The sequence below is a fragment of the Snodgrassella sp. ESL0304 genome (assembly GCF_013344995.1).
GTDB lineage: Bacteria > Pseudomonadota > Gammaproteobacteria > Burkholderiales > Neisseriaceae > Snodgrassella > Snodgrassella alvi.
Genome location: NZ_JAAEDR010000012.1, coordinates 52183 through 79166 on the forward strand (window position 1 = coordinate 52183; position 26984 = coordinate 79166).

At 42.4% G+C, this 26984-nt stretch carries 27 protein-coding genes; 9 read left to right on the top strand and 18 right to left on the bottom strand.

From position 1 onward, the window contains the following. Positions 1–7: 7 nt before the first annotated feature. Both nudB and GYX91_RS03850 read right to left on the bottom strand, forming a co-directional pair. A complete protein-coding gene (nudB, locus tag GYX91_RS03845) occupies positions 8–451 on the bottom strand; it encodes a dihydroneopterin triphosphate diphosphatase (protein ID WP_037394082.1) in 444 nt (147 codons plus the stop codon). Beyond that, entirely contained in the window at positions 444–1877 is a 1434-nt protein-coding gene (locus tag GYX91_RS03850; RefSeq protein WP_078475307.1) for a mechanosensitive ion channel family protein, read from the bottom strand. Before GYX91_RS03850 ends, nudB begins: the two co-directional genes overlap by 8 nt. Before the next feature lie 320 nt (positions 1878–2197). Between GYX91_RS03850 and rpsF the strand changes: the two genes are divergently transcribed. The 5 genes from rpsF (at position 2198) to mltB (ending at position 4800) form a co-directional block, all read left to right on the top strand. Next, entirely contained in the window at positions 2198–2581 is a 384-nt protein-coding gene (gene rpsF / locus GYX91_RS03855) for a 30S ribosomal protein S6 (RefSeq protein WP_025330414.1), read from the top strand. 19 nt (positions 2582–2600) lie between these two features. Beyond that, the gene (priB, locus tag GYX91_RS03860; protein ID WP_037394077.1) at positions 2601–2897 is read left to right on the top strand and encodes a primosomal replication protein N; all 297 of its coding nucleotides are present in this window, start codon (positions 2601–2603) and stop codon (positions 2895–2897) included. Between the two features lie 5 nt (positions 2898–2902). Then, complete coding sequence (gene rpsR, locus GYX91_RS03865) at positions 2903–3133, top strand: 30S ribosomal protein S18 (RefSeq protein WP_025330416.1); 231 nt, start codon at positions 2903–2905, stop codon at positions 3131–3133. 15 nt (positions 3134–3148) lie between these two features. Next, the gene (gene rplI, locus GYX91_RS03870) at positions 3149–3604 is read left to right on the top strand and encodes a 50S ribosomal protein L9 (protein WP_041880712.1); all 456 of its coding nucleotides are present in this window, start codon (positions 3149–3151) and stop codon (positions 3602–3604) included. A 116-nt stretch (positions 3605–3720) separates the two neighbouring features. Then, the gene (mltB, locus tag GYX91_RS03875; RefSeq protein ID WP_370520372.1) at positions 3721–4800 is read left to right on the top strand and encodes a lytic murein transglycosylase B; all 1080 of its coding nucleotides are present in this window, start codon (positions 3721–3723) and stop codon (positions 4798–4800) included. 348 nt (positions 4801–5148) lie between these two features. On the opposite strand, the gene GYX91_RS03880 is transcribed toward mltB, so the two are convergent. Next, entirely contained in the window at positions 5149–6306 is a 1158-nt protein-coding gene (locus GYX91_RS03880) for a hypothetical protein (RefSeq protein WP_174829996.1), read from the bottom strand. 668 nt (positions 6307–6974) lie between these two features. Between GYX91_RS03880 and dnaX the strand changes: the two genes are divergently transcribed. The 3 genes from dnaX (at position 6975) to recR (ending at position 10323) form a co-directional block, all read left to right on the top strand. Further along, positions 6975–8933, top strand: a complete 1959-nt coding sequence (dnaX, locus tag GYX91_RS03885; RefSeq protein ID WP_174829997.1) for a DNA polymerase III subunit gamma/tau — start codon at positions 6975–6977, stop codon at positions 8931–8933. A gap of 56 nt (positions 8934–8989) precedes the next feature. Next, a complete protein-coding gene (locus tag GYX91_RS03890) occupies positions 8990–9331 on the top strand; it encodes a YbaB/EbfC family nucleoid-associated protein (protein ID WP_025330421.1) in 342 nt (113 codons plus the stop codon). Positions 9332–9717: 386 nt separating this feature from the next. Continuing rightward, positions 9718–10323 (top strand): recombination mediator RecR, encoded by a 606-nt coding sequence (gene recR, locus GYX91_RS03895; protein WP_174829998.1) that lies wholly within the window; start codon positions 9718–9720, stop codon positions 10321–10323. A 160-nt stretch (positions 10324–10483) separates the two neighbouring features. Here recR and ilvA read toward each other — a convergent pair whose 3' ends face one another. Next, on the bottom strand, positions 10484–12016 hold the full coding sequence (ilvA, locus tag GYX91_RS03900; protein WP_174829999.1) for a threonine ammonia-lyase, biosynthetic: 1533 nt from the start codon (positions 12014–12016) through the stop codon (positions 10484–10486). 198 nt (positions 12017–12214) lie between these two features. On the opposite strand from ilvA, the gene GYX91_RS03905 reads away from it, so the two are divergent. Continuing rightward, on the top strand, positions 12215–13357 hold the full coding sequence (locus GYX91_RS03905; protein ID WP_174830000.1) for a D-alanyl-D-alanine carboxypeptidase family protein: 1143 nt from the start codon (positions 12215–12217) through the stop codon (positions 13355–13357). Positions 13358–13492: 135 nt separating this feature from the next. Here the strand turns inward: GYX91_RS03905 and GYX91_RS03910 are convergent, their stop codons facing one another. The 14 genes from GYX91_RS03910 to nrdA all read right to left on the bottom strand — a co-directional run bounded on the left by GYX91_RS03910 (position 13493) and on the right by nrdA (position 26888). Beyond that, a complete protein-coding gene (locus GYX91_RS03910; protein WP_041880984.1) occupies positions 13493–14785 on the bottom strand; it encodes an adenylosuccinate synthase in 1293 nt (430 codons plus the stop codon). Between the two features lie 36 nt (positions 14786–14821). Next, a complete protein-coding gene (locus GYX91_RS03915) occupies positions 14822–15973 on the bottom strand; it encodes an ATP phosphoribosyltransferase regulatory subunit (RefSeq protein ID WP_174830001.1) in 1152 nt (383 codons plus the stop codon). 151 nt (positions 15974–16124) lie between these two features. Beyond that, entirely contained in the window at positions 16125–16943 is an 819-nt protein-coding gene (locus tag GYX91_RS03920) for an undecaprenyl-diphosphate phosphatase (RefSeq protein ID WP_174830002.1), read from the bottom strand. 98 nt (positions 16944–17041) lie between these two features. After that, entirely contained in the window at positions 17042–17737 is a 696-nt protein-coding gene (locus tag GYX91_RS03925; RefSeq protein WP_078475302.1) for a thiol:disulfide interchange protein DsbA/DsbL, read from the bottom strand. A 29-nt stretch (positions 17738–17766) separates the two neighbouring features. Further along, complete coding sequence (locus GYX91_RS03930; protein WP_174830003.1) at positions 17767–18471, bottom strand: SPOR domain-containing protein; 705 nt, start codon at positions 18469–18471, stop codon at positions 17767–17769. A gap of 104 nt (positions 18472–18575) precedes the next feature. Then, positions 18576–20072 (bottom strand): YifB family Mg chelatase-like AAA ATPase, encoded by a 1497-nt coding sequence (locus tag GYX91_RS03935; protein WP_084551634.1) that lies wholly within the window; start codon positions 20070–20072, stop codon positions 18576–18578. Positions 20073–20083: 11 nt separating this feature from the next. Further along, on the bottom strand, positions 20084–20389 hold the full coding sequence (locus GYX91_RS03940; RefSeq protein ID WP_084551633.1) for an accessory factor UbiK family protein: 306 nt from the start codon (positions 20387–20389) through the stop codon (positions 20084–20086). An 89-nt stretch (positions 20390–20478) separates the two neighbouring features. Then, complete coding sequence (locus GYX91_RS03945; RefSeq protein WP_078475298.1) at positions 20479–20919, bottom strand: hypothetical protein; 441 nt, start codon at positions 20917–20919, stop codon at positions 20479–20481. Between the two features lie 87 nt (positions 20920–21006). Then, positions 21007–21798 carry an NUDIX domain-containing protein gene (locus GYX91_RS03950; RefSeq protein ID WP_174830004.1) on the bottom strand — a complete coding sequence of 264 codons (792 nt, stop codon included), beginning with the start codon at positions 21796–21798 and terminating at the stop codon, positions 21007–21009. Then, entirely contained in the window at positions 21795–22181 is a 387-nt protein-coding gene (gene acpS, locus GYX91_RS03955; protein ID WP_084564923.1) for a holo-ACP synthase, read from the bottom strand. Before acpS ends, GYX91_RS03950 begins: the two co-directional genes overlap by 4 nt. Before the next feature lie 29 nt (positions 22182–22210). Then, positions 22211–22942, bottom strand: a complete 732-nt coding sequence (gene pdxJ / locus GYX91_RS03960; RefSeq protein ID WP_084564921.1) for a pyridoxine 5'-phosphate synthase — start codon at positions 22940–22942, stop codon at positions 22211–22213. 79 nt (positions 22943–23021) lie between these two features. After that, positions 23022–23333 (bottom strand): class I ribonucleotide reductase maintenance protein YfaE, encoded by a 312-nt coding sequence (gene yfaE / locus GYX91_RS03965; RefSeq protein ID WP_025330435.1) that lies wholly within the window; start codon positions 23331–23333, stop codon positions 23022–23024. Positions 23334–23388: 55 nt separating this feature from the next. Beyond that, the gene (gene nrdB / locus GYX91_RS03970; protein ID WP_096765293.1) at positions 23389–24522 is read right to left on the bottom strand and encodes a class Ia ribonucleoside-diphosphate reductase subunit beta; all 1134 of its coding nucleotides are present in this window, start codon (positions 24520–24522) and stop codon (positions 23389–23391) included. 86 nt (positions 24523–24608) lie between these two features. Beyond that, positions 24609–26888, bottom strand: a complete 2280-nt coding sequence (gene nrdA / locus GYX91_RS03975) for a class 1a ribonucleoside-diphosphate reductase subunit alpha (RefSeq protein ID WP_174830005.1) — start codon at positions 26886–26888, stop codon at positions 24609–24611. Between the last annotated feature and the right edge of the window lie 96 nt (positions 26889–26984).

The window sequence follows — 26984 nt, forward strand, 5'->3', positions numbered from 1 at the left end:
TTTTAAATTACCAGTGTTGGGGTAGTTGCAGTATTGCTGAACGGTTCGATGGCGAAAATACTTTTTCCGCAGCCTGTTCAGGCGAACACCATATATAGTCTAAATGTTCGCGTGGTGACAGAAGAATAGGTGTTTCTGCTGTAACACACAGGGAAAAGATATGCTCGGTATTATGAGTAACTCCGGGAGCATAGCGATGACGCCAGTGCGGATAAATTTCGTAGATAGTGGATTGCTGCCAGTTAAGAATATCATTGCTGTAAATGCCGGTTTCTTCTGCCAGTTCTCGTTTTGCAGTCTGCTCAATTGTTTCTCCCGGTTCCAGACTGCCAGTTACAGATTGCCAGAAATCCGGCTTATCTGCGCGTTCCAGTAGCAGTATCTGCCGGTTGTTATCATAAATAACAACCAGTACAGATACAGGTTGTTTATATGGTTTATTGTTAATCATGATGCTGTTGATGAGCTGAGCGATAAGATGAAACGCTTAATGCGGTGGGTAAGGGCTCCGGATAAGCTGAAGCAGTTTCAGTTTTTACTGAACTGGTTATGGTATCGCAGGTAATCGGATCTTCTTTATCATTGAGAATACGTATTTCCTGCTGCGGAAATGGAAATTCTATACCAACTTCTTTAAAACGATTCCAGATTTCCAGCAAAATTGCAGAATTGATACTTAGAAAACCATTTTCTGGATCACGAATCCAGTAATTAACATACAGATTAATTCCGGAATCAGCAAAGCCGGTAACATAACTGTTTGGTTTAGGATCATCGCATACTCTTGCCTGTTTGGCTGCAGCTTCTTTTAGTATTTCCAAAGCCTGAGGCAGATCTGTATTGTAGGCTACCTGTAAGGTCAGGTTGTTGGACATAATTTTACTGGAATAAGAATCATTGATAACCGTATTGGAAACAAAGGTATCATTCGGAATCAGGGCTTCTGAGCCATCACTGCTGCGTAGTACTACAAAACGGGCAGTTATCTTGGTTACATAGCCGGTGAAATTATTAATATTCAGCCTGTCGCCAGGACGCACGGAATGGTCTGCCAGAATGATAAAACCGGATACATAATTGCTGGCAATTTTCTGTAAACCAAGTCCGAGACCAACACCCAGAGCGCCACCAAAAACAGAGAGAATAGTTAAGTTAATTCCTACCATTGGCAGGGCAATCAGTACGGCAACCACTACCAGTAATGTTTTGACAATTTTTACCAGTACATAACGCAGATTGACGTCGAGTTTTTCTGCTTTAAGAATACGTTTTTCGGTAAATCGGGACAGCCACATAGCAATAATAATGGCAATCCCGACAATAATACTACCGGTGATTACTGTATACAGGCTCAGACTGGTTGAACCTATGGGCAGAGCCAGTGACTTGAGCAGGCGGATAATAAAAGTATCCAGACTGGTGAGCCATAGAATAAAACATACCCATAGGAATGTGGATAGTGAGCGCTCATAATGCTCATTAAAACGGTTATTCGGGATAGCGTTGTGCAACACGGCCATAATGATGCGAATCATCAGTAACCAGCGCGCAGTAAAAACAGTTATTTGTAACCATAATACCGACTCACCTGTGCCGGCACGCCAGATAATCATTGCAATAATAGTGCAGATAAATAGCAATACGGGCCATAGCAGGCGTGTAAACAGGTGGTACAGAAACGGAAATTTAATGTTGTTCTGGTTTTCAGTACGTTTGGATACGGCCGACAGCATTTGCAGGCTGAGCCAATAAGTACCAATCATAATCACCACTGCACAGGCCAGTTCCAGCCAGCCGGTAGTGGTTTTTAAACTATGTACTATCAGGCGTGCCAGAAATTCTTTGCGGGCAAACATGGAGTCAAAGTAGTTATTCATGGTAGGGCAAAGAAAAAATTTTAAAATTGACCTAATGGTAGGTGTTCTAATTGGTTTCTGTAAACTGTCGTTATTAAAATTATCAAATATAGATAACTTAATCTGTGCATATGATAGGGGTGAATAATACTTCTAAGAATAATGGTTTATTTAAAATTGTTTATAAAAAACATATTTTTGTTGTGATTTTAATAAATCAGCTTAAGCAGACAACTTATTATTTGATTCTGAATGCAAAGGTGCTTATAATAATCGGTTTTCCAACCTTGCCCTTTGCACTTTCGCATGGTAAAGGGATCGATTAGCCACAAGGAGTACTCATGCGTCATTATGAAATCGTGTTCATTGTCCATCCGGATCAAAGCGAACAGGTCGGTGCTATGGTTGAACGTTACAAAACCATGATTACCGAAGCTAATGGTAAAATTCACCGTCTGGAAGACTGGGGTCGCCGTCAGCTGGCTTACCCGATCAATAAAATTCATAAAGCACACTACGTGTTAATGAATATTGAAACCACACCTGAAGTGATTGACGAAATTGAAACAGCATTCCGCTTTAATGATGCTGTATTGCGTCATCTGACTGTAAAAATGGACGCAGCAGTGACTGAAGCTTCTCCAATGATGAAAGACGAGAAGTCTAAAAATCTGTTAGCAGGTAACAGCACTGAAACTGCTTCAGAAGAAGCAGCTGAAGCCTGATTAATTTACTGAGGCCGGTTTGCTGAATCAAATATGCCTGTGTGCACAGATTAAAAGTCTGGACAATTTACGCTATACGCCAGCCGGTTTGCCGGTTCTGACCATGTGGCTTACCCATGAGTCATGGCAAACGGAACTGCAGCAGCAGTATCTGGCAAAAGTGGAAATTCAGGCGAAAGCACTGGGCAATTTGGCTGAAAACTGGTCGTATCAGCCGGGAAATATGGTCGAAGTCAGCGGATTTCTCAGCCAGAAAGGTATATACCACTCCCGTCCGGTACTGCATATCCAACAAATTCGTGAATATAAAGGTTAAACGACATGGCTCGTCAATCATTCAAACGTAGAAAATTTTGCCGCTTTACTGCGGAAGGTATCAAACAAGTAGACTATAAAGCAGTTGATTTGTTAAAAGATTTTATTACTGAAAATGGTAAAATCATTCCGGCACGCATTACCGGAACCAAAGCACATTACCAGCGTCAGCTGTCTACAGCGGTAAAACGTGCCCGTTTTCTGGCTTTGCTGCCTTACACCGATCAACATAAATAATAAGGAAGAGTTATTATGCAGATTATTTTGTTAGAAAAAGTCGGTGGCCTGGGTAATCTGGGTGATCTGGTTAATGTAAAAAACGGCTATGCCCGTAACTTTTTGATTCCTCAGGGTAAGGCTCAGCGTGCCAATGCTGCCAATCTGGCTGCATTTGAAGAAAAACGTGCTGAATATGAAGCACATCAGGCTGCTGTTCTTGCTGATGCTGAAGCACGTAAACTGAAACTGGATGGTCAGAACATCAGTGTAGCGCAAAAAGCTGGTGTTGATGGTCGTCTGTTTGGTTCTGTAACTACTCATGATATTGCAGAAGCTATTAAAGCTGCTATTGGTGTTGAAGTAGTTAAAGCTAATGTGCGTTTGCCTAATGGTCCTTTGAAAGCCATTGGTGAATATGAAATCGAAGTAGCTCTGCACAGTGATGCTGTTGCTGCTATCACAGTAACTGTTGTGGCTGCTGCAGAATAAATATAACTGACACACATCAGGAAAGCGTAAGCTGTTCGGATTAATCCGGACAGCTTTTTTGTTATTGATGGTAAAATTAGTTTAAACTGTGCATGAAGCATATGCTAGGAACCATAATAATGAAATTAGTCAGGATGATAAGTGCAGCTTTGTTTCTGTCTGCTTGTCAAAGTACCCATCCAATTCAGGAAAAACCACTTCAGCCTACTGCTACAACCAGTGTATCGTCACCAGCTGATAATAAAGTGTTTGCTTTGACGGACAGTGGAATAGATTTACTGAAACGTAATGATGTAAATCGTTTTATTGATTTTGAAGTTAAGCGGGGACAATATAGCAGGGCTCAATTGGAAAATTTTTTCCGGCAGGTAAGCTACCGGCCAAGTATTGTTCGTGGTATGGATAAACCGGGAACATCCTTACCGTGGTATACATTTGTACAGAATAATGCCAATAATGTTCGTATTAATACCGGAAATATCTTCTGGAAAAATAACACCGGAATAATTCAGGCAGTATCAAAACGTTATGGAGTAGCGCCGCAATTGCTGGTGGCGATTGTTGGGATTGAAACCAATTACGGCAATACTATGGGCTCATATCGGGTTGCTGATGCACTGACAACATTGGGCTATCACTATCCACGGCGGGCTGAATATTTTCAGCGTGAGCTATCTGAATTTTTGCAACTGGCTTATGAAGAAAAGCAGGATCCATTAAGCTTTAAGGGCAGCTTTGCCGGGGCAATGGGTATGCCACAGTTCATGCCATCCAGTTTTCGCCAGTTTGCCGTTGACTGGGATGGTGACGGACATCGGGATATCTGGCGTAATTCCGGTGATACACTGGCCTCAGTGGCCAATTATATGAAACAGCATGGCTGGCAGTCCGGAGCGCCGATTGCCGTTCCGGTAAATATGCAGCCAACACCGCGATTACAGCAAATCATTGATGAACCTACTTCGCTTAAATACACCGCAGGTCAGTTGCGTCAGTTAGGCGTAGTCATTCCCGCGCAGATTAAAGATCAGGAAAAGGGTATTTTATATCGTCTGGAAAGATCTCCCGGCGAATATGATTACTGGTTTGGTCTGAATAATTTCTACACTATCTGGCAATATAACCACAGCCGGCATTATGTGGCAGCCGTTCGTCAGATTGCGAATAATCTGGCAGATGCCAATGCGAATTTATAAATGAATGTTCATTTGCAATCATCAGCCATCTTGTTATACAGATGGCTTTTATTTTGCTATGGTAAGTAGTAATTGATTAAAATAATTATTAAAAAATTTAGATAAAGATGAAACTAATCTGGTGTAATTCTTACCTGTATTAATATTGCAGGATATTCAATTAAACCATAGTCAGATTTATCATTGAAATGAAGATGAATGTCTGATTAATTATTATTAAATTAATTATAATAGAAGATATTAATATTAATTTATGTGTTCAAATAAGTTTTTATCTTTCATTGCAGATAACTCCGATTTAAAATTTATCTAAGTATGGCTATTCGTGTTTATTAGATAATGAGTAATCTAGTGATTTACCTGCATTTCCTCGATAACACTTTCTATAATCTGATAAGCCAGTTTAGCTGCATCTAATTTTTGATTGATAGAATTTTGATCATCATTATCAGGATTATTCTTATAATTAATTGTAAAAGAGTATAAGTAGGAAACTTCCCAATTATTAGTAAAATCATGAGTTATATAGCATTTTAAATCATAATCAGTCGGGCAATTAATAACAAGAGGTTCCGTTACAGATGGTAACCAACCGGGATTGGGAACGGTTATGACATTATAGTAGTGATCAAAAAACTTAAACATTTGTACTTGATTATCAAATTTTAAATTTTCAATCAATTCAGTGTGATGATTCACTATTTCATAATTTATTTTTTCTTCTTTAGTATAAATATATTTGTTATCCAAATCATGTTGAAATTGTTGCCAGGGACTTTTAGTATTCTTATCTTTTTTTATCAGTTCGAATTCAAGCCATTCAAATTTTATTTGTCTGGTTGCCAGATTTTCGCAATAGCCGGCCATTTTTTTTGAAACCGGATGTTGGCATAAAGTATTTAAATCAATATTTATTTTACCAATGGAGTCGATTAAAGTTGGTTGTGAAGCTGAAAACTGCCTGCAAAAATTCTTTTGAGCGGTATTAAAAATATAATCTTCTAACTTAGGAGCAAGGCTTCTAATCCAAAATGATGGATATTTGGAGATCGGGTAAATACGTAAGTTAATATCTTCTGATAAAGCCACTAATCGGCCATTTTGTTTGCATTCACTGTCTGGACGGTTTTGCCAGTATTCTATTAACGGCGGAGCGACAAGATAGGCTGGCCAGAAAAAGGTACATAAGAATGGCAAAACAATATAAACAATAACAGAATAAAATTTTTGCTTAATGCCTTGAAAATGAGCGGTGAAGGACTGACAGTAGCGAAGAATAACTGGAAAAAGTGCTCCTGTTATTGAAAATAAAAAAATATAGATGTCAGCAAATATCAGGCTGAAAACTAACCATCCGGCAATAATAATGGCAAAGCCTATTTTGATAAATTTATAAATTTTTCCATAAACAATTATCAGGGTAGGAAGAAAAACGATGTAGAAAAAAGGCAGTATAAATATCCATACAAAAACATAACTATCAGTGTGATAATAAGGATGATCCATGTACAGGCTCACTAAAAATATCTTTTTAAAATTATATTGACCCTGTTATTAATATAAATTAATTATTTTATTTAAAACAAATAATATTGATATATTGTGTATTTATATCAAATTATTGGTAGGTTAATTTGTAAATATGAACTCTTTTGACAAGGATAAATAAATCTCTGGTAATTTTTTACTCATCCAAATGCTTAGATTAAGGGTAAAAATATTTAATATTGGAATAATGTGATTGTTAAACGCAGCTGCTCAAGTAATGTTATATATTTCATAAATTAAGATTGATTTATAATTAAGCATACAGACTAAGTGCGTGTTTACATGTATTCAGATAATTTTTCATGTAGCAAATGAATTTTTATTTGTTTTTATTTTCGCGTAGTTATATTTACTAAGAGCGATTTGTGTAAAATATTTGTACTTTAATTTATTATTGATGATTTAAGCATATTAAATATATATTCTGCAATCTTAACTATTTAAAGTAATAACAACAGATGTTAAAGCAAGTTGAGGTTGTTTCATCTGATTGTTTCACCTGGTTTGTGGCTTTGGTATAACCTTTTATGCTGGTTTTTGGTTACAATAAAGTGCTTGTTTAGATTGCACTGAACAAGATTTATTTTGCCTTTAAGTTTTGCTGTGGCTGGCAGTTGCGGATGGTTATGACTTATCAAGTATTGGCACGAAAATGGCGACCAAAAAAGTTCGCCGATTTAGTAGGACAGGAGCATGTAGTCAGGGCATTGTTAAATGCGCTTGATAAAGGACGTTTGCATCATGCTTATATGCTTACAGGGACTCGGGGTGTAGGTAAAACCACCATTGCCCGTATTCTGGCCAAAAGCCTGAATTGCCAGCATACTGAACATGGTGAGCCATGTAACCAATGTGATTCTTGTCGCCAGATTGATGCCGGCCGTTTTGTTGATGTGCTGGAAATTGATGCTGCTTCCAATACAGGAATTGATAATATCCGCGAAGTACTCGAAAACGCACAATATGCGCCAACGATGGGGCAGTATAAAGTCTATATCATCGACGAAGTGCACATGTTGTCGAAAAGTGCTTTTAATGCCATGCTCAAAACTTTAGAAGAGCCGCCTGAACATGTGAAATTTATTCTGGCGACAACAGATCCGCAGAAAGTACCGATTACGGTTTTAAGCCGGTGTCTGCAATTTGTCTTGCGCAATCTGAATAGTACTCAGGTACATGATCATCTGGTTTATGTATTACAGCAGGAACAAATTGCTTATGAAGATCCGGCATTATGGCTGTTAGGCCGGGCTGCTGCCGGCTCAATGCGTGATGCACTCAGTTTGCTTGATCAGGCTATTGCCATTGGTTCAGGAAAGGTAACTGAATCTGATGTGCGGAATATGATTGGTGCGGTTGATAAAAGTTATTTGTATGCGCTTTTGGAAGCCTTGGCTGTACGGGATGGTCAGGCATTACTGGCTAAAGCGGAGGAAATGGCCAGTTGCGCGGTAGGATTTGATAGTGCGTTAACTGAGCTGGCTCTGTTATTACAGCGATTAACAATACTGCAATCTGTTCCGGCAGTCGGCGCTGATGATCCTGAATATACGGCTTTAACCCGTTTTGCGGGTTTGTTTTCAGGAGAGCAGATTCAATTATATTATCAGTGTGTATTACGAGGTAAGGCAGATTTGCCGCTTGCTCCGGATGAGAAAGCCGGGTTTGTCATGACCTTATTGCGGATGCTTGCATTTGCACCTCTGGCTGCACTGAATACACAACGTTTGCATGGGCAAATCGATGGTACACAGTTGCATGATGTGCCAGTAAACAATAAGCAGATTGATAATATACCAACTGTTTCTGAAAAAAATAGTCCAGCTTCAGTATCTGAAGCACTGTCAGAGACAGCATCTGATGCAACTACTGAAGTACCGGTAACATTAGAAACTGAAATAATCGAAAAAAAATCGTCGTCGATAACAGCTGCTGATAGCAAGATATTAAATGATTCATCACCTGCTTTGCAGGAATCTCAGTCTGTAACGATTAGCGATGAGCCTCCGCCACCCTGGGAAACAGGTGTTGATGACTTATCCTACGAGGCTGTGAGTGTGTTTGAGGCTGTAGAATCAGACAATGCAAACGCGGCAGAAAAGTATGATGAAGATACGGATATATCCGCAGAAAACCCCAGAGATGCTCAGAATTTATCTCTGGTAAAAAAGGCTTTTCCGCCATTGACAGCAGAGAACTGGCCGGAAATTTTAACTTTGCTGGCACATCGTCTCGGTGCAGTACAGTTGTTCAGTCAGCATACGGCGATTGTTGCTTATGATGAAAATAATGGTGATTTAACTATTGCTCTGGCTGAGCAGGGTGAGCCGACAGCCAATCGTGAGTTATTAAACCGGCTAGCTGAATCGTTGTCAGAAGTTTATCAACGGCCGATACATCTGCATACCTGTAGCTGGCAGGAGCAGAGTATGCCGGAAACACCGCAAATGCGTCAGCAGCGATTACATGCAGAACAACAACAGCAGGCAAAGACAGTGTTAGAAGCGCAGCCCGCTGTAAAGATGCTGATGGAAATTTTTAATGCAGAATGGATACCGGAAAGTTTACATCTGGATAAAGAATAATTGCCATTATTTGTTTAATTTTTCTCTCTATTTAATTGACGTGTAAGGAAGATATTATGTTTGGAAAAGCAGGTTTGGGTGGTTTGATGAAGCAGGCGCAACAGATGCAGGAACGTATGAAAAAGGCGCAGGCTGATCTGGCTAATGTAGAGGTGGAAGGTGAATCTGGGGCTGGTATGGTTAAGGTAACCATGAATTGTCACTATGGAGTAAAACGTATCCATATTGATGACAGTTTGCTTGCAGATGCTGCTGATGACAAAGAGATGCTGGAAGATTTGATTGCAGCTGCGGTTAATGATGCCGTACGTAAAGCTGAATCAACTTCTTCAGAACGTATGAGTCAGTTTACTCAGGGTATGAATTTACCGGCAGGTATGGGAGATTTATTTAAATAATTACTCCAATAAAAAAGGGTAACGTAACCGTTACCCTTTTTTATTGTTTTTAGTTTAAGTTGTTATCATTAAAACCATTGTTTTCTGCTTAGTTACGAAACTAAGCAGGTAAAATGTTATATTTAAGTTCAGAAGGCAGGATAGTAAGTGATCCGGGTTAGTCTGATTGTAATCTTACATGGTATACAAATCTCAGGTTGGATAAGGTAAAGATGTTTCTCTGAGTTGATGAAGCCAGTCCTGTTTCTTCCGGTCTGATAAAAGTTTAAATTCATGAGAACTATATATAAAATAGTCTATAGTTTTTATGGATATAGATCCGGGCAGTCAATCAGTGAAAACGGGCTGGTTTTATGTATGACTTAAGAGTTTGTTACAGGTAAAGAATGAGTACAAAACAAGTGGACGCATTTAGCCGCTTAACCAATGCATTAAAAGTATTGCCTAATGTTGGCCCTAAAACAGCGCAGCGCATGGCATATGAATTATTACAGCACCAGCGTCAGGGCGCAGAAGAGCTGGTGGAAGCAATTCAAGCTGCTTTATTACAGGTACAGCATTGTCGTTTATGTAATACTTTCTGTGAAGGTGAATTGTGTGCAATTTGTTCTGATGAGCAGCGTGACACCAGGCGATTAATGATAGTACAAATGCCGGTGGATGTAGCCAGTATGGAATCAGCACATTGCCATGATGGTATGTATTTTGTATTGATGGGACAGGTTAGTCCGGCTCAGGGAGCAGATTTGCAGGCCATTGCTTTGGGTAAACTGGTAACGCGATTACAGCATCATGAAGTAGATGAGATTATTATTGCTACCAATTTTACTGCTGAAGGAGATGCTACTGCGTATGTGCTGGCACAATTACTGGCTGAGTTTCCGGCAAAAGTTACGCGTCTGGCGCGAGGTATGCCACTCGGAGCAGAACTGGAATACATAGATGCGGGTACTCTGGCTCAGGCTGTTTATGAACGCCGTAATGTAAAGTAAACAGTATAATTTACAGATAAAATCGGCTTAATGGCAGAATGGAGAATAAAAATATCACTAGGAAAGATTAAGCCAGTTACAGATTCATTTAAAAAATCAGACAGAGTAATTTCAGCAATTACTCTGTCTGTTGTTTTGTGGTTGTATTTCTGATTAATTATCAGGCAGTGGCGGATTCGCTCAGAAATAGCTGATAAGCGGCATTGTGAGTTTGTTCCTGATAGATATAACCCACATTATCCAGAAATGCATAGAACTTTTCTGCATCAGCCGGGGGAATATTCAAACCAACCAGTACGCGACCGAAATCGGCTCCGTGATTGCGATAATGGAACAAAGTAATGTTCCAGTCGGATTGCATATGTATCAGAAAACGTCTCAAGGCACCCGGTCGCTCAGGAAATTCAAAACTAATCAGACGTTCATTAGCCACTTTGCTGGTACGACCACCCACCATATATCGGATATGCAGTTTGGCCATTTCGTTATGGGTGAGATCCAGAGCCGGCAAACCATTGTTGTTCAGTTCCTGTACGATAGTCTGTAAATCAGCAGTATCATTGCTTTGAATACCAACAAATATATGGGCTTTCTGGTCATCACCATAACGATAATTGAATTCGGTAATATTTCTGTTACCGATTAGATCAATGAAAAAACGAAAGCTACCGGGTTTTTCCGGGATGGTTACCGCAAAAATTCCTTCATGTCCCTCTGTCAGTTCACAGCGTTCAGAGACGTGGCGCAGTTGATGGAAATTCATATTTGCACCGCTGGTTACTGCGATTAGATTTTGATGCTGACATTGATTCCGGGCGATATAGGTTTTTAATCCGGCAAGAGCCAGTGCACCTGAGGTTTCCGTAATACTGCGGGTATCATCGAAAATGTCTTTAATTGCAGCACAAATACTATCGGTATCTACAATAATAATATCATCCAGTAAGTCTTTGCATAGTGTGAATGTTTCTTCACCTACCAGTTTAACTGCAGTACCATCCGCAAACAGACCTACTTCTTTAAGTTCTATGCGTTTGCCGGCAGCAATAGATTGCTTCATAGCACAGGCATCTTCAGTTTCTACGCCGATTACTTTGACCTCCGGACGTACATTTTTAATGTACGCTGCCACTCCTGCAGCCAGCCCGCCACCGCCAATAGCAACAAATACAGCATCAATAGGTTTCGGATGCTGGCGTAATATTTCCATACCGATGGTACCCTGTCCGGCAATGACATCCGGATCATCAAACGGTGGAATATATGTGAGGCCACTTTGGGCAACCAGTTGCATGGCATGGTTGTAGGCATCATTATAGGACTCACCAGCCAGTACTACTTTGCCACCGCGTTTTTTTACAGCATCGATTTTAATTTGTGGTGTGGTCTGTGGCATAACGATAGTTGCTTCACAACCCAGTTTTTGTGCTGAAAGCGCTACGCCCTGAGCATGGTTGCCGGCTGAGGCCGTGATGACACCTTTTTCCAGGGCATTTTTATCCAGCTTGGCCATTTTGTTATAGGCCCCGCGGATTTTGAAAGAGAATACTGGTTGTAAATCCTCCCGTTTCAGCCAGATGTGATTGTTGAGTCGATCTGACAGATTAGCAGCATAATCCAAGGGTGTTTCAATGGCCACATCATATACTGCGGCAGTAAGAATGCGGGTAAGGTAGTTTGTGTGATTGTTCATAATGTAGAATGAAAAACTGATTTTATTTTGCAGATTATCTGCTTAACTGAATTAATCAAAAATTAACGATAACGCGGCTGTTTTTTTTATGCAAGTAAATTTGCCAATATTGCTTCTCTTGTGCAGACTACTGTTTATAATAAGCGGTTATGGAAGTAGTTAATCGTGGTTAATTCAGATTTAAATTTGATAATAGAAATGATGAGAAATTTTTTTCGCTGGCTCATTACAACTGTGCTGATGAGTGTTTTGCTACCGACACATGCTGTAACTATGCCTGAAATTAATGCTGCTGCATATGCAGTGGCAGATCAGCAAAGTGGTACAGTTCTGGCCAGCCGTGATATTGATGCCCGGATTGAACCTGCTGCTCTGACAAAGCTAATGACAGCTTATCTGGTATTTAATGCTTTGCATACGGGTAAACTGAAAGCGCAGCAACAGCTAAAAGTTTCCGCTACCGGCTGGCAGGCAGACGGTAGCCGGATGTTTTTACAGCAGGGTGTTCCGGTAAATGTGGAAACCGTTGTGCAGGGTATGCTGGTTATCTCAGCTAACGATGCAGCAATTACGCTGGCTGAGGCTGTGAGCGGAAACGAAAAAGCATTTGTGCGCAAGATGAATGCTGAGGCGCAAAAAATGGGACTGACAAATACCAATTTTGTCAATTGCACCGGATTACCGGCAGAGGGACAATATAGCAGTGTGGGGGATCTGCTGCTGCTGGCTCAGGCTTTGGTGCGCGATTTTCCGCAATATCAGAGCTGGTTTGCTAAAAAATCTTTTGCTTATAATGGTGTTACTCAGTTAAACCGTAATTTGCTCCTATTCAGAGATGATCAGGTAGATGGTCTGGCAGTCGGCTATACTATACATGGTGGTTACAATCTGGTTGTAAGCAGTAAACGCAATGAACGCAAAATTGTAGCTGTACTGGTAGGAGCTGACAGTAGTGAGGCCAGAGCAGCAGAGGGAAGTAAATTATTAAGCTGGGCTCTGACTAATTTTACTACGGTCAGATTATATCCGGCCGGACATAAAGTAAGTGATATTACTGTTTATAAAGGTGCACACAGGAAAGTAGCAGCAGGTTTTTTAGGTGATGCTTATGTCACTTTGCCTTCTGGTAGTGCTAAACAATTATCTGTAGAGCTGGAAGCTGTTCAACCAGTGGTAGCACCGGTGTACAAAGGTCAGAATATCGGAACTTTAAAATTGCTGTCAGGTAAACAGGAAATTGCCCGACAGAATGTTGTGGCACTGGAGAATGTGGGCGAAGCAAGCGGGTTTGGTCGCTGGCTGGATGGTATCGCCATGTGGTGGCATAACCTTTTTAACTGATAAAGCCGGCTGTTTTTTGAGTGATAAGCATTTATCTAAGCGACTAATTAATCAGTTTAAAGGTAATATGTGCTGAATTGATTGATTTGTTTTAAAAATAAACCCATCAGCTGATGGGTTTATTTTTAATTTCAGTTATTCATATGGATGACGGAGCAGAATAGTTTCTTCCCGATCAGGACCGGTAGAAATCATGGCAATCGGAGCACCGCAAATTTCTTCAATACGTTTCAGATAGGCTTTAGCATTGTCTGGTAGTGCGTCGTATGATTTCAGACCAAAAGTGCTTTCCTGCCAGCCCGGCATTGTTTCATAAATAGGCGTACAGGCAGAAACGGCGTCGGAACCACAAGGCAAAATATCTATTTTTTGCCCGTTATAATCATAACCGACACAAATATTAATGCTATCCATGCCGTCCATAACGTCTAGTTTAGTTAAACATAAACCGGAAATACCATTTACCTGAATAGACCGTTTCATCAGAGCAGCATCAAACCAGCCGCAGCGGCGCGGACGTCCGGTTACTGCACCAAATTCATTGCCGCGTTCTGCCAGACCTTCACCCACGCTATCGAAAAGTTCGGTCGGGAATGGTCCGGAACCAACTCGTGTTGTGTATGCTTTGACAATACCCAGTACGTAATCAAGTTTAGTCGGTCCTACACCAGAACCAACAGCTGCCGCTCCGGCAATACAGTTAGAGGAGGTAACGAAAGGATAGGTACCGTAATCAATATCAAGGAAAGTACCCTGAGCACCTTCAAACAGCAAGGATTCACCACGGGCATTCATGTCGTTCAGTTCACGGGAAACATCTCCGACCATTGGTTTTATCTGATCGGCCAGTTCCAGAGTCTGCTGGTAAATTTTTTCAGCATCAAGTGCTTCCTGACCATACAGGCCGGTAAGCTGGCAGTTATAAATGGCTACTGCATCTTTAATTTTCTGCTGTAAAACATCAGGCTGGAATAAATCCATAATACGAACTGCACGCCGGGCAATCTTGTCTTCATATGCAGGTCCGATACCACGACCGGTCGTGCCGATTTTCTTATCCCCCTTGGCTGCTTCACGAGCATGATCAAGAGCGATATGATAGGGAAGAATTAAGGGACAGGTCGGTGCAATGGTTAATTGTTTGGTTACATCAATACCCGCCTGCTGTAATTCAGCCATTTCGCTAAGCAGGGCTTCTGGTGATACGACAACACCAGAACCGATAAAACAACGTTTACCTGTATGTAAAATACCACTGGGAATCAGGCGCAAAACAGTTTTTTTGCCATTGACCACCAGAGTATGCCCTGCATTATGTCCGCCCTGATAACGTACCACGCCGGAGGCACGTTCAGTCAGCCAGTCTACAATTTTACCTTTGCCTTCATCACCCCACTGGGTGCCGACAACAACGACGTTTTTTGCCATATGGTTTTACCTGCTCATACTAAGGGTTAATTATTGCTACAAAGGAATCAGCTGCCATTGCTGGTTTTGCCATACCAGCTGGCGGTCGCATCCTCTGATATCGTTACATTCGGGAGTGTAATCAATAATGACACACTCACCGGCTGAACGCAGTTGCTCTATTTCGGTTTTTGCAGCAGAGGCATCTTGTACGCTGACTTTTATGCCGCGCAGTTTTTCTACCGGAGGCAGATGCCCGATTAAATCACGTAAATCAAAACTAAAGCCAGAAGCAGGGCGGTTACGGCCAAAATATTTACCCAAACCATTATAACGTCCGCCTCGTGCCAGTGCGTCCGGCCAGTCTTCGCTATAGGCGGCAAACAGCAATCCGGTATGGTAGTTGTCTACCCGCAATTCACTTAAATCAATAAATATATTATGGTTTGCAAATGCTGTGCAGATTTGCCGGAGCTGCTGTAATGCTTCACTTATTTCCGGCAGGTCTGGCAGACAGTCTGCGGCAGTCTGCAATACTGTCTGGGTTCCATATAATGCAGGTAAAGCGACGAAAGCTTTAATCCACTGCTCAGAAAGCTGCCATTGTTGTACACACTGCTGAACTGCGGCTGCATCTTTAGCCTGCATCAGCTGTAATAAAGTTGCCGCTTGTTGTGTAGTCAGGCTGGCAGCATTAGCCAGTGTATGAAAAATACCGATATGTCCAAGTGAAAGTGTTGGTTTGGGTACTTTGACAATGGCCAGGCTTTTGAGCATTAAATCAATAAGTTCGATATCGGCTTCGATACCCGCATATCCATATAATTCAGCGCCGATCTGTAAAGGCTCCCGGGTACTTAAAAAGCCGTCAGGTCGTGCATGTAAAACCGGACCGGCGTAACACAATCGGTTAATCCCGCTATTGGCTGACAGCAGATGAGCATCTATACGGGCAACCTGGGGTGTGATATCTGCGCGCAGACCAAGCTGCCGGCCACTAAGCTGATCGACAACACGGATGGTTTTTAGTGACAGCCCTTCATCAATACGGGTAAGTAAGGACTGGCTGTATTCAAGTAAAGGGGGGCTGACAAGTTCGTAGCCATGGACGCGATAAAGTGCTAACAGCTGTTCTTTGGCGCTTTCAAGCTGGCGCGCCGCTGAAGGTAGAATGTCGGCAATATATTCGGGCAATTGCCAAGACTGCATTGGGATTCCTCACAAAATACAAGCCACACTGACCCTGACGGAACAGTGTGACGTGGACGTGGAAAGGCAGCTGAATGTTGTGCCTGAGGTCTTTTAAAATATCACTTTATCACAATTTAACGTTTTTATACCAGAGACAATTAGATTCTGATTACCATTTTACCCAGCCTGTAGCCCAGGTAAGTAAAATGATACCGCCAAATACAATTCGGTACCACGCGAAAGGAATATAATTTTTATGGGCAACAAAACGCAATAAAGCTTTCACTGCAACCAGAGCAGAAAGAAATGCGGCAACAAAACCAATTGCAATCAGCAATAGATCATCCCGGGTAAATTCATGCAGATGTTTAAGCATGTCGTAACCGGTGGCAGCAATCATTACTGGTACGGCCAGAAAAAAAGAAAACTCTGTTGCTGTTTTGCGCTCAATTCCCCAAAGCATGCCGCCCATAATTGTACTTCCAGAACGAGATGTACCGGGAATTAATGCCAGAATTTGCGCCAGTCCGACGATAAGTGCATCGCGAGGCCGCATGTCCTCAACAGTTTTAACTTTTGGTTCGGTACGGCTCTGACGTTTTTCAATCCAGAGAATCAGTAAACCGCCTATTACAAGTGCCGTAGCAACAGTAATTGGATTAAACAGATAATGCTTGATTTGTTCACTGAACAGTAAGCCCATGATGGCAGCGGGAATAAAGGCTATAGCCAGATTGAGAATAAAGCGGTTGGTAGCCGGTTCTTTACCAATATGGGTAATGATATGAGCAAATCGGTGTTTATATTCAAAAACAATGGCAAGAATTGCACCAAGCTGAATCGTAATGTCGAATACTTCACCTGTAGTCTCAAATTTCAGCAGATTACCGACTACTATCAGATGTCCGGTACTGGAAACAGGCAGAAATTCGGTCAAACCTTCTACAATGCCCAGAATCAGGGCTTTTAAAAACAAGACAATATCCATTTTATTTACTGTATTTGTGTATTTAAGCCATGAAATTTATACAAAACAATAGTGTGTTTAAGGTTAAACACACTATTGTTTTGATCGAAGACCAGAGTCTATCGATTGGCAGAGGCTGCCAGTGAGGCACCTATGCTTTTGGGTAGTTTACGTGTGCTTGCAGCATGTGCGCTATTTTCATTGCGTACTTTTTCAATTAGTTCATTCATTGTTTTCATTCCTGCTGCAAATCCTTTCGGAAATTTAAGTACGTATTTGCCGCCTACAATAACAGTGGGTGTTGACGTAATATTGTATTTTTCGCCCATTTTACGCATGCTGGTGGCCGTAGCTGAATTTTCCAGACTGTTATAGGCTTTTACCAGTTTTTGCCCGTCAAAAGCAGTCTGTTCTACTGCCCATTTATTGAATACGTTAGGTTGCCATAATTCGATGTGTTTATTAAAAATAGCATCAAAGATTAATGGGTCTGCCTGTAATTTCATGCCGGTACTGTTTACTGCTGCAGCAACACGGGCAAGATTGAAATAAACGTCATCATCCCAGACAACATGAACGGGACGCAGATAGGTATCAGGCGCAAAAGACTGCATTTCTTTAAGCATAAATGGCTCAAGATGTGAGCAGTGGACACAGCTGTAGGAAAAAAATTCCAGAACTTCTACTTTGTCTTTATGCAGTTGCGGAATGGGTTTATCCAGTACATCATAATCTATTTTTACTATTGCTGCCTGTGCTATACCAGTGACAAAAGCCATTGCTGTCACCATGGTAGTAATGATTTTTTTTAGCATGTTAATTTCCTGTTATGAAACTGGCTGACTCAGGATGCTGTTCTGGTCAGGCTGTCGATATTGTGCTGCTGTAAAGTTTGTTTAATCTGTTTTACCTGATTCTGACTCAGATTATCAGTCTGAACACGATATTTGATTGTACCGTTCACTTTAGCACTATGCACGCTGCTGTTAATTCCCAGCATCACTAGTTTTGCACGCTGGGCATCGGCATCAGTACGGTTGTTATATGAACCGATTTGTAAAAAAACTTTGTCTTCACTATGCTGCTTTGCTGCTGCACGCTGAGCTTTTTCAATACTACCGTTATTCAGAATTTGTTCCGGAGTTATATCTGTATGACTGACTGGGGGTGCTTTTCTGGGTGTTTTTTCTGGTGTTTTATGTGGTATGGGTGGTTGTGTTGTCAGTGTGTGTTCAATAGTAATGTCATTTTCAATCCCTCCCATATTGACCGGTTGTGAAGCTGGTATAGTCTCCGGGGTTTCAACGGTGGTTCCTGAAGACGCAGGAGTATCAGGAGTAAAGATTTGAGAAGATGCTGTTGTACTATTGGCCGGAGTAAGTATTTCGGGTTGTGGCGGAACAGAAGCAGCGGGATTATCAGGAATTTTAAAATCTGATTTGCTTTTATTCAGGAAGAACAGGATACAGGCAATGATTAAGGTTGCCAGAAGCAAACCTATTATAAAGCTGACAAGCCCCTTACCTGCCTGACGAAGTGGTGTGTACATATGCATGTTAAAAGCCTTTATGTTTGGCATTATATACGGCAAATTCTGTTCAGAACCGGAAGTTATCTGTATAGATAACATTATCAATTTCAATTCTGCTGATATTATAAAGCACGGCGGAAGCTTATGGCGCGTAAAATGTGACTGGTTTCAACATCATGTATATCATTCATATCTGCTAAGGTACGTGCAATACGTAAAATACGATGAAAACTGCGTGCTGACAGCGACAATTTTTCCATCACACTGGCCAGGGTTTGTTTGGCTTCAGGGGTGATTCGGGCTATATCATCCAGTTCACGGTTGCTCAGTTGAGCATTGATTTTACCCTGACGCTGATACTGGCGCGAGCGTGCTGTTCTGACACGCTCACGAATACTGCTGCTGTTTTCGCCGTTTGCCTGCTGTAACAGATCACTGGCTGGTAAACTGGGCACTTCAATTATCAAATCTATACGGTCAAGCAGCGGACCGGAAATTTTATCACGGTAACGGGTTATGGCTTCGGGCGTACAGCGACATGGTTTAACTGGATGTCCGAGATAACCACAAGGGCAGGGATTCATTGCTGCTATCAGCTGGAATTCAGCCGGATAAGTAGCCTGACGTGCTGCGCGTGAGATATGAATTTCTCCGCTTTCCAGTGGTTCTCGCAGAACTTCAAGAACTTTCCGGTCGAATTCCGGCAGTTCGTCCAAAAATAAAATACCATGATGTGCCAGTGAAATTTCACCGGGTCGGGGATCAGAGCCGCCACCTACCAGTGCAACAGCCGAAGTACTATGATGGGGCGAGCGAAATGGCCGGTTCAGGCGGTATTTTTGCTGTCCGTGAGGCAACAGTGACTGTAATGACCAGACACTGACGAGTTCTTTGGCTGTAAGTGGCGGTAAGATACCGGGTAGACGCTGTGCCAGCATAGATTTACCGGTTCCAGGCGGTCCGGACATGAGGATACTGTGACCGCCGGCTGCGGCGATCTCCAGTGCCAGTCTGGCTGTTTGTTGCCCGCGTACATCAGCCATATCAGGATAGTTTGTTTCATCAGGCTGTTGTTGTATATGTTGTACATCAACAGGGGAAAGTGGTTGGTCCTGATTAAGATGAGCTGCTACAGCCAATAATGTATCGGCGCCATAAACATGCGCATCGGGTAACAGGGCAGTTTGAAAAGCATTATCTGAGGGCAAAATAAATGAACGCTGGTGCTGTCTGGCTGCTTCTGCCATGGCGATAGCTCCGCGGATAGGCCTGATCTGACCGGACAGGCCAAGTTCTCCGGCTAGTTCATACTGATGCAGATTAGTACCATCAATCTGACCGGATGCTGCCAGTATGCCGATAGCTATCGGTAAATCAAACCGGCCTGATTCTTTGGGTAAATCAGCAGGTGCCAGATTAACGGTAATTTTTTTAGCCGGAAAGTCAAAACCGGACTGAATAATAGCCGCTCTTACCCGATCTCTGCTTTCTTTAACTTCTGTATCCGGCAGACCAACAATGCTGAATGCAGGTAAGCCGTTGGCCAGATGAGCTTCTACCTCTACGAGTGGTGCTGCCATGCCAGCCAGAGCACGACTATAAACAACTGCCCATGACATGGCGTAATTCCTTAGTCAGACAAATCAGTATGATTATCTGTCGGAGCAGCCGGATCGGTGGTTTCATGGTTGTTATTATTTTGTGCTAACAACGCTTCCAGCGCGATCACTCTGCTTTCCAGCTCAGCCAGTTTTTCCCGGGTTTTTAGTAAGACCTGTTGCTGAATATCGAATTCTTCACGTGTAATCAAATCCATCCGGTTAAAAGCACTGCCAAGCATAGATTTAACATTTTTTTCCATATCTTTAATGGGACTGTTACTGATGGTATCGCCGAGTTTATCGCTGATGTCTTCAAAAAATTTTTTGCTGATCATGACCTGAATCCTTTTAATGGCAAGGTAATCAATGTCTGTGATTGTACGGGTGAAACCGTCTGAGATGCAATGCTTATATGCTGTGCTGTTTACGGTGCAGTGAACACAATATTGTAATGCTTGCCGTCAACAGTTAAATCACCAAGAAAGTCATTACGTTCGTCAACACATACGGGCAATACGGCACGGTAAGCTGTCCATACCCCCTGTCCCTGCGGTTTGAAGTCGGTACGATTAAAACCCAGACTCATATTACGCATGGTGAAATGTATGCTGATTCGTTTTACAGAAGCAGGTACTTTACGCATGCTGATATCAAAAGGTTTAGTGATATCTGCCGGAGGCGTAAATTGAATGACAGCTCCTCCGGGTAATATGCAGCCGGTGCGGACATTACAGTTACTGAGTGTGCTCAAAGCATCGGTACGGGTGTTATGCCAGAAAACTATGCCAATAATAAGCGGAACAGCTATGATAAAAATAAGTAGTCCGATGATAACAGCAGTTGATTTTTTTGCGGGCTGATTCATGAGATTGACAGACCAATATAAATTAAGAAAAATTATCCGGTAATTGCAGTACAGGTGGTCGTGAATACACAGAGGCTGTAATACTTATTATTGTTGTTCCAGTATGATGCCATGAACACCCAATGTCATCCAGTCTGGCTGTGCAATGAGCTGAGCGTTTATTTGCTGTAAAACCATAACGGGTACAGAGGAAGGCTGATTATGCAGCAGATGAAGCAGCAGCTGAATATCTTCATGCTGGCCAACCGGCCAGATTATCGCCGCAGCTGCTTGTGCCTGTAGCCACTCTTCACTGTTATGACATATAGCCCAGATGGCGCTGACAGGATGCAGATTCGCCAGTTGCTGTAGCTGATCTGCTGGTGTGTAAATAATTGATTCTGCTGCTATTCCTGAGTGGTAAGGGTATATTTTTAAGGCAGGTTCCTGCTTTGCCGCGGTATGAAAACCTGTATTTAAATTTCCGCTCATATGAGCGGGGATGGCTAATGCGGCCAGAATAGGTGCATTAGCAGGTAATATGGGGGTAACAGTAAGACAACCGGGCTGCTGCCAGCTCCAGCTTTGCTGTTCTCGTGCAGTTAGTTGTCCCTGCCACTGATCGGCAGCAATGCGATAAAATTGCAAATGTACGTGGGCATGTTCATAACGATGAGTTTTGCTTATCCATGGTGTAGCTGAATTAACGGTTATGCCCAGTTCTTCGGCAAATTCCCGCTGCAATGCCGCCAGCGGGCTTTCCCCTGATTCTACTTTACCGCCGGCAAATTCCCAGTACCCGGCATATGCTTTACCTGCCGGTCGTGAACTAAGCAGAAATTCACCGCGCTGGTTATAAAGGACACCGGCAACTACTTCGATGAGATTATCCTGCGTCATTTAGCATACTCTGCTACAGCAAAAGCCACTATGTAGTCGTCTTCATCTGTGAGACTCAGATGGATACGGCCAATGTTTTTTTGTCTGAGCCATTGTGCTAATGGTTTTTCAACAATAAATTCAGGCCGGCCGAGTTCATTATGACCGATTCCGATATTGCGTAGGGTCACCGGACTGCGCAGACCGGTATGGACGGCTTTGGCAAAAGCTTCTTTAGCGGCAAAGCGTTTGGCCAGAAACTGTACAGGATGATTGGCTGAAGGCCACTCTAGTGCTTCAATCCGTGACAGCATTTTTGCTGCTACGGCATTAGCACCATAGGTTTTACACATTTTGGCAATACGTTCAATTTTAACTAAATCTGTACCTATGCCGTAAATCATGTTGTTCCTTTTGCTGGTAAAAGGTTAGGTTAATAAGGAAGGCTGCGTGCACGGAAAATAGTGGTCTTCATTTGTTCAATGGCTTGTGGTAAGCCGATGAAAATAGCCTGAGCAATCAGGGCATGACCAATATTCAGTTCGTTTATAGCCAGAATTTTAGCAATAGGGGTGACATTGTGAATATTCAGACCATGGCCGGCATTAACAATTATGCCCATTTCACTGGCCTGATGAGCTGCTTCTTCGATTCGTGCCAGCTGCTGCCGGCGCTGTTGCATTTCAGGTGCATCAGCATAAGCACCGGTATGCAGCTCAATAACTGGTGCACCGACTTCCTGACAGGCCTGTATCTGCCGGCTATCAGCATCAATAAACAGTGATACGCGTATCCCCGCAGCTGTCAGTTTCTGGACATATTCTGCTACTTTATCCTGTTGTGACAGAACATCCAGTCCGCCTTCTGTGGTAATTTCCTGTCTTTTTTCCGGTACGATACATACGTCGGCAGGCTGAACAGCCAGAGCGTTGTCAAGCATTTCCGGGGTAAGTGCCATTTCCAGATTAAGACGGGTGCTGATGGCATTTTTTACGGCAAATACATCAGCATCATGAATATGGCGGCGATCTTCACGTAAATGCATGGTAATCAGATCGGCACCATGTGTTTCGGCAAGCAGTGCTGCTTCCAGCGGGCTGGGATAGATACTGCCGCGAGCGTTACGTACTGTTGCCACATGATCTATGTTTACGCCAAGTAACATAAGTTTTTACCTAGTGCTGAGTTAAATGGATGTCACGATACTTTACCTTTTTCCGGCGGTAAAGATAACCGGTTTAACTTTATTTATCTGCAAATAAATCGTTGTCAAAAAGGTCTGGATTGTGTTCCGGTGTATCGGTTCGAAGATGGCAGACCAGATGCAAATCGGTTTTTACCTGACAGCAGCAGGGAAGTATCTCTCCCGGGGCGATAAAGGCCAGCGGCTGTTCTGCATAACTGACCTGCCCGGATAGCAGTTTGAGCCGGCATGAACCACAGTAACCGCTGCGACACTGATATTCAACTTCATGTCCGGTACGTTCCAGACCTTCCAGCAGGGTTTCATCCTGCTGAAGAGTGAATGTTTTGTCGCAGGTGGTGATTAAGCTCATTTTAGCTGAAGCTGCTCCGGTAGATTTTGTTGAAAACTGGATTCAGACAGAAATTTTAAAGTTCAAAATCGCTTAAGTCGTCTTCATTAAGTTCGGCATCAATCTGACCAACCAGATATGAGCTGACTTCTACTTCCTGTGGTGCTACCTGAACATTGTCGGAAGACAACCATGCATTAATCCACGGAATAGGATTTTGTTTGGCGTGTTCAAAAGCCGGCGGTAAGCCTACAGCCTGCATACGCAGATTGGTGATATATTCGACATACTGACCAAGAATATCTTTGTTCAGACCAATCATGGATCCGTCTTTAAATAAATATTCTGCCCAGTCTTTTTCCTGTATGGCAGCACGACGGAAAAGCCGGAAACATTCTTCTTCTGTTTCAGCCGCTATCACCGCCATTTCCGGATCATCTGCGCCGGTACGCATCAGATTAAGCATTTGCTGGGTACCTGTGAGGTGTAAAGCTTCATCACGGGCAATCAGTTTGATGATTTTGGCATTGCCTTCCATCAGTTCGCGCTCAGCAAAAGCAAAGGAGCATGCAAATGAAACATAAAAGCGGATTGCTTCCAGCACATTGACACACATCAGGCACAGATACAGCTTTTTCTTCAGCTCATGTAAATTGATTACAACGGTTTTACCGTTAATCTCATGTTCACCTACGCCCAGTAAGTTGTAGTACTGGGTATATTCGATTAAATCATCGTAGTAACAGGCAATTTCTTCAGCACGGGCAATAATGTGTTTGTTTTGTACAATATCATCAAATACAACCGAAGGATCATTCACGATATTGCGGATAATGTGAGTGTAACTGCGTGAATGAATGGTTTCAGAAAAAGACCATGTTTCAATCCATGTTTCCAGCTCAGGAATAGATACCAGAGGAAGTAAGGCAACATTAGGACTGCGCCCCTGAATGGAATCAAGCAGGGTCTGATATTTCAGATTACTGATAAAAATATGCTTTTCATGCTCTGGTAAATTGGCATAATCGATGCGATCACGCGATACATCTACTTCTTCAGGACGCCAGAAGAATGAAAGCTGTTTTTCAATCAGTTTTTCGAATATATCAAATTTCTGCTGGTCATAACGGGCTACATTAACCGGCTGTCCGAAGAACATCGGTTCTGTCAGGGCATTATTCGGTTTTTGACAGAATGTACTGTAATTCATAGACAGATGTTCACAGGCCATGGCGATACTCTTTATTTAATTAATGTAGAAAAAGGAGATAAGGGTGCTGATGCACCCTTGTTTAATCAGATTTTGCAAGCACCGCTGGCGCAACCGTCATCCTGAATACTGGTTTGCATATCATCGGCACCATCACGGGTATTCTGGTAATACAAAGTTTTCAGACCAAATTTATAGGCGGTCAGCAAATCTTTGATTAATTGCTTCATCGGGACTTTTTGTCCTTCAAAACGCTGCGGATCGTAATTGGTATTGGCAGATATCGACTGGTCGATAAATTTCTGCATAATACCGACTAAATGCAGATAACCTTCATTATTCGGCATATCCCAGAGCAATTCATACTGGTTGTGCAGACGTTCGAATTCCGGTACTACCTGTTTAAGAATACCATCTTTGGACGCCTTCACCGATACCAGCCCGCGCGGTGGTTCGATACCATTTGTGGCATTGGCAATCTGGCTGGATGTTTCTGATGGCATGAGTGCCGTCAGGGTGGAATTGCGCAGGCCGTGTTTAACTATATCGGCACGCAATGATTCCCAGTCCAGATGCAGAGGTTCCTGACAGATTTTATCCAGATCTTTTTTGTAAGTATCAATCGGTAATAAACCCTGAGCATAAGTAGTATCGCTGAATTTTGGGCATGCTCCCAGTTCCTGTGCCAGTTTGACAGAAGCTTTCAGCAGATAATACTGAATGGCTTCAAAAGTCCGGTGGGTAAGGTTTATGGCAGAACCATCACTGTATTTAACGCCATTTTTAGCCAGATAGTATGCAAAGTTAATGACACCGATACCTAATGTCCGCCGGTTCATGGTAGCCAGTTTAGCTGCTTTGATAGGGTAGTTCTGATAATCCAGCAAAGCATCCAGAGCACGGGTAGCCAGCTCGGCCAGTTCTTCGAGTTCTTCCAGATTTTCCAGTGCACCCAGATTAAATGCTGAAAGGGTACAGAGAGCTATTTCTCCCTCAGGGTCTTTAATGTCATTTAACGGACGGGTAGGTAAAGCAATTTCCAGACACAGATTTGACTGACGAACCGGAGCTAGTTTGGGGTCAAACGGGCTGTGGGTATTACAATGGTCGACATTCTGAATGTAAATACGTCCGGTACCGGCACGTTCCTGCATTAATAATGAAAATAAATCTACTGCCGGAATACTGCGGCGGTTGATGCTGTTGTCTTTTTCGTATAAAACATAAAGACGTTCGAATTCGTCCTGATCAGCAAAAAATGCATCATATAACCCCGGGACATCTGAAGGCGAAAACAGACTGATATTTTCACCCTTAATCAGGCGGGTATACAGCAGGCGATTAATTTGTACACCGTAGTCAAGATGCCGTACGCGGTTTTCTTCAACTCCGCGGTTGTTTTTCAGTACCAGCAGATTTTCTACTTCCAAATGCCACAAGGGATAGAACAGGGTAGCAGCACCACCGCGGACACCGCCTTGTGAGCATGATTTCACAGCTGCCTGAAACATCTTATAAAATGGAATACAGCCTGTATGTTGTGCCTCTCCGCCACGGATTTCGCTGCCCAGTGCACGGATCCGGCCGGCATTAATGCCAATGCCTGCGCGCTGAGATACATACTTCACAATTGCACTGGTAGTAGCATTGATGCTATCTAGACTATCATCACATTCAATCAGTACGCATGAAGAAAACTGACGGGTCGGGGTGCGAACACCTGACATAATTGGTGTTGGCAGGGAAATTTTAAAAGTACTGATGGCATGATAGAATTTTTTTACATAAGTCAGTCTTGTAGCCTGAGGGTAACGGGCGAACAGGCACATTGCTACCAGCATGTATAAAAACTGCGGACTTTCAAAAATTTGTTTGGTAACACGGTTCTGAACCAAATATTTGCCTTCCAGCTGTTTAACTGCAGCATATGAGAAAGTTAAATCACGGTTATGTTCTATGCAGTCATTCAGTTCATCAAATTCAGCGCGAGAATAATCTTCTAAAATATGTTTATCGTACTTACCTGATTCTGTCAGCTTACTCACATGATCATACAGGTGAGGTGGCTCAAACTGGCCGAAAGCAATTTTACGCAGATGAAAGATAGCTAAGCGGGCTGCCAGATACTGATAATCCGGTGTTTCTGTGGAAATCAAGTCGGCTGCTGCTTTAATAATGGTTTCGTGAATATCGTCAGTACGAATACCATTATAAAATTGAATGTGTGAGCGCATTTCGACCTGAGATACGGATACATTATCCAGGCCTTCTGCAGCCCAGGTAACGACCTGATGAATTTTATCCAGATTGATGTCTTCCAAACTACCATTACGTTTGGTTACTTTAAGGTTGGCAACCGCATTCATGAGTTATTCTTTCTAGCATAATTAACGCAGAAAAAAACAGTGCCAACACAAAATGTAGTGGTCAACTGTTATTCCAGACACAATATACTGGTTTTT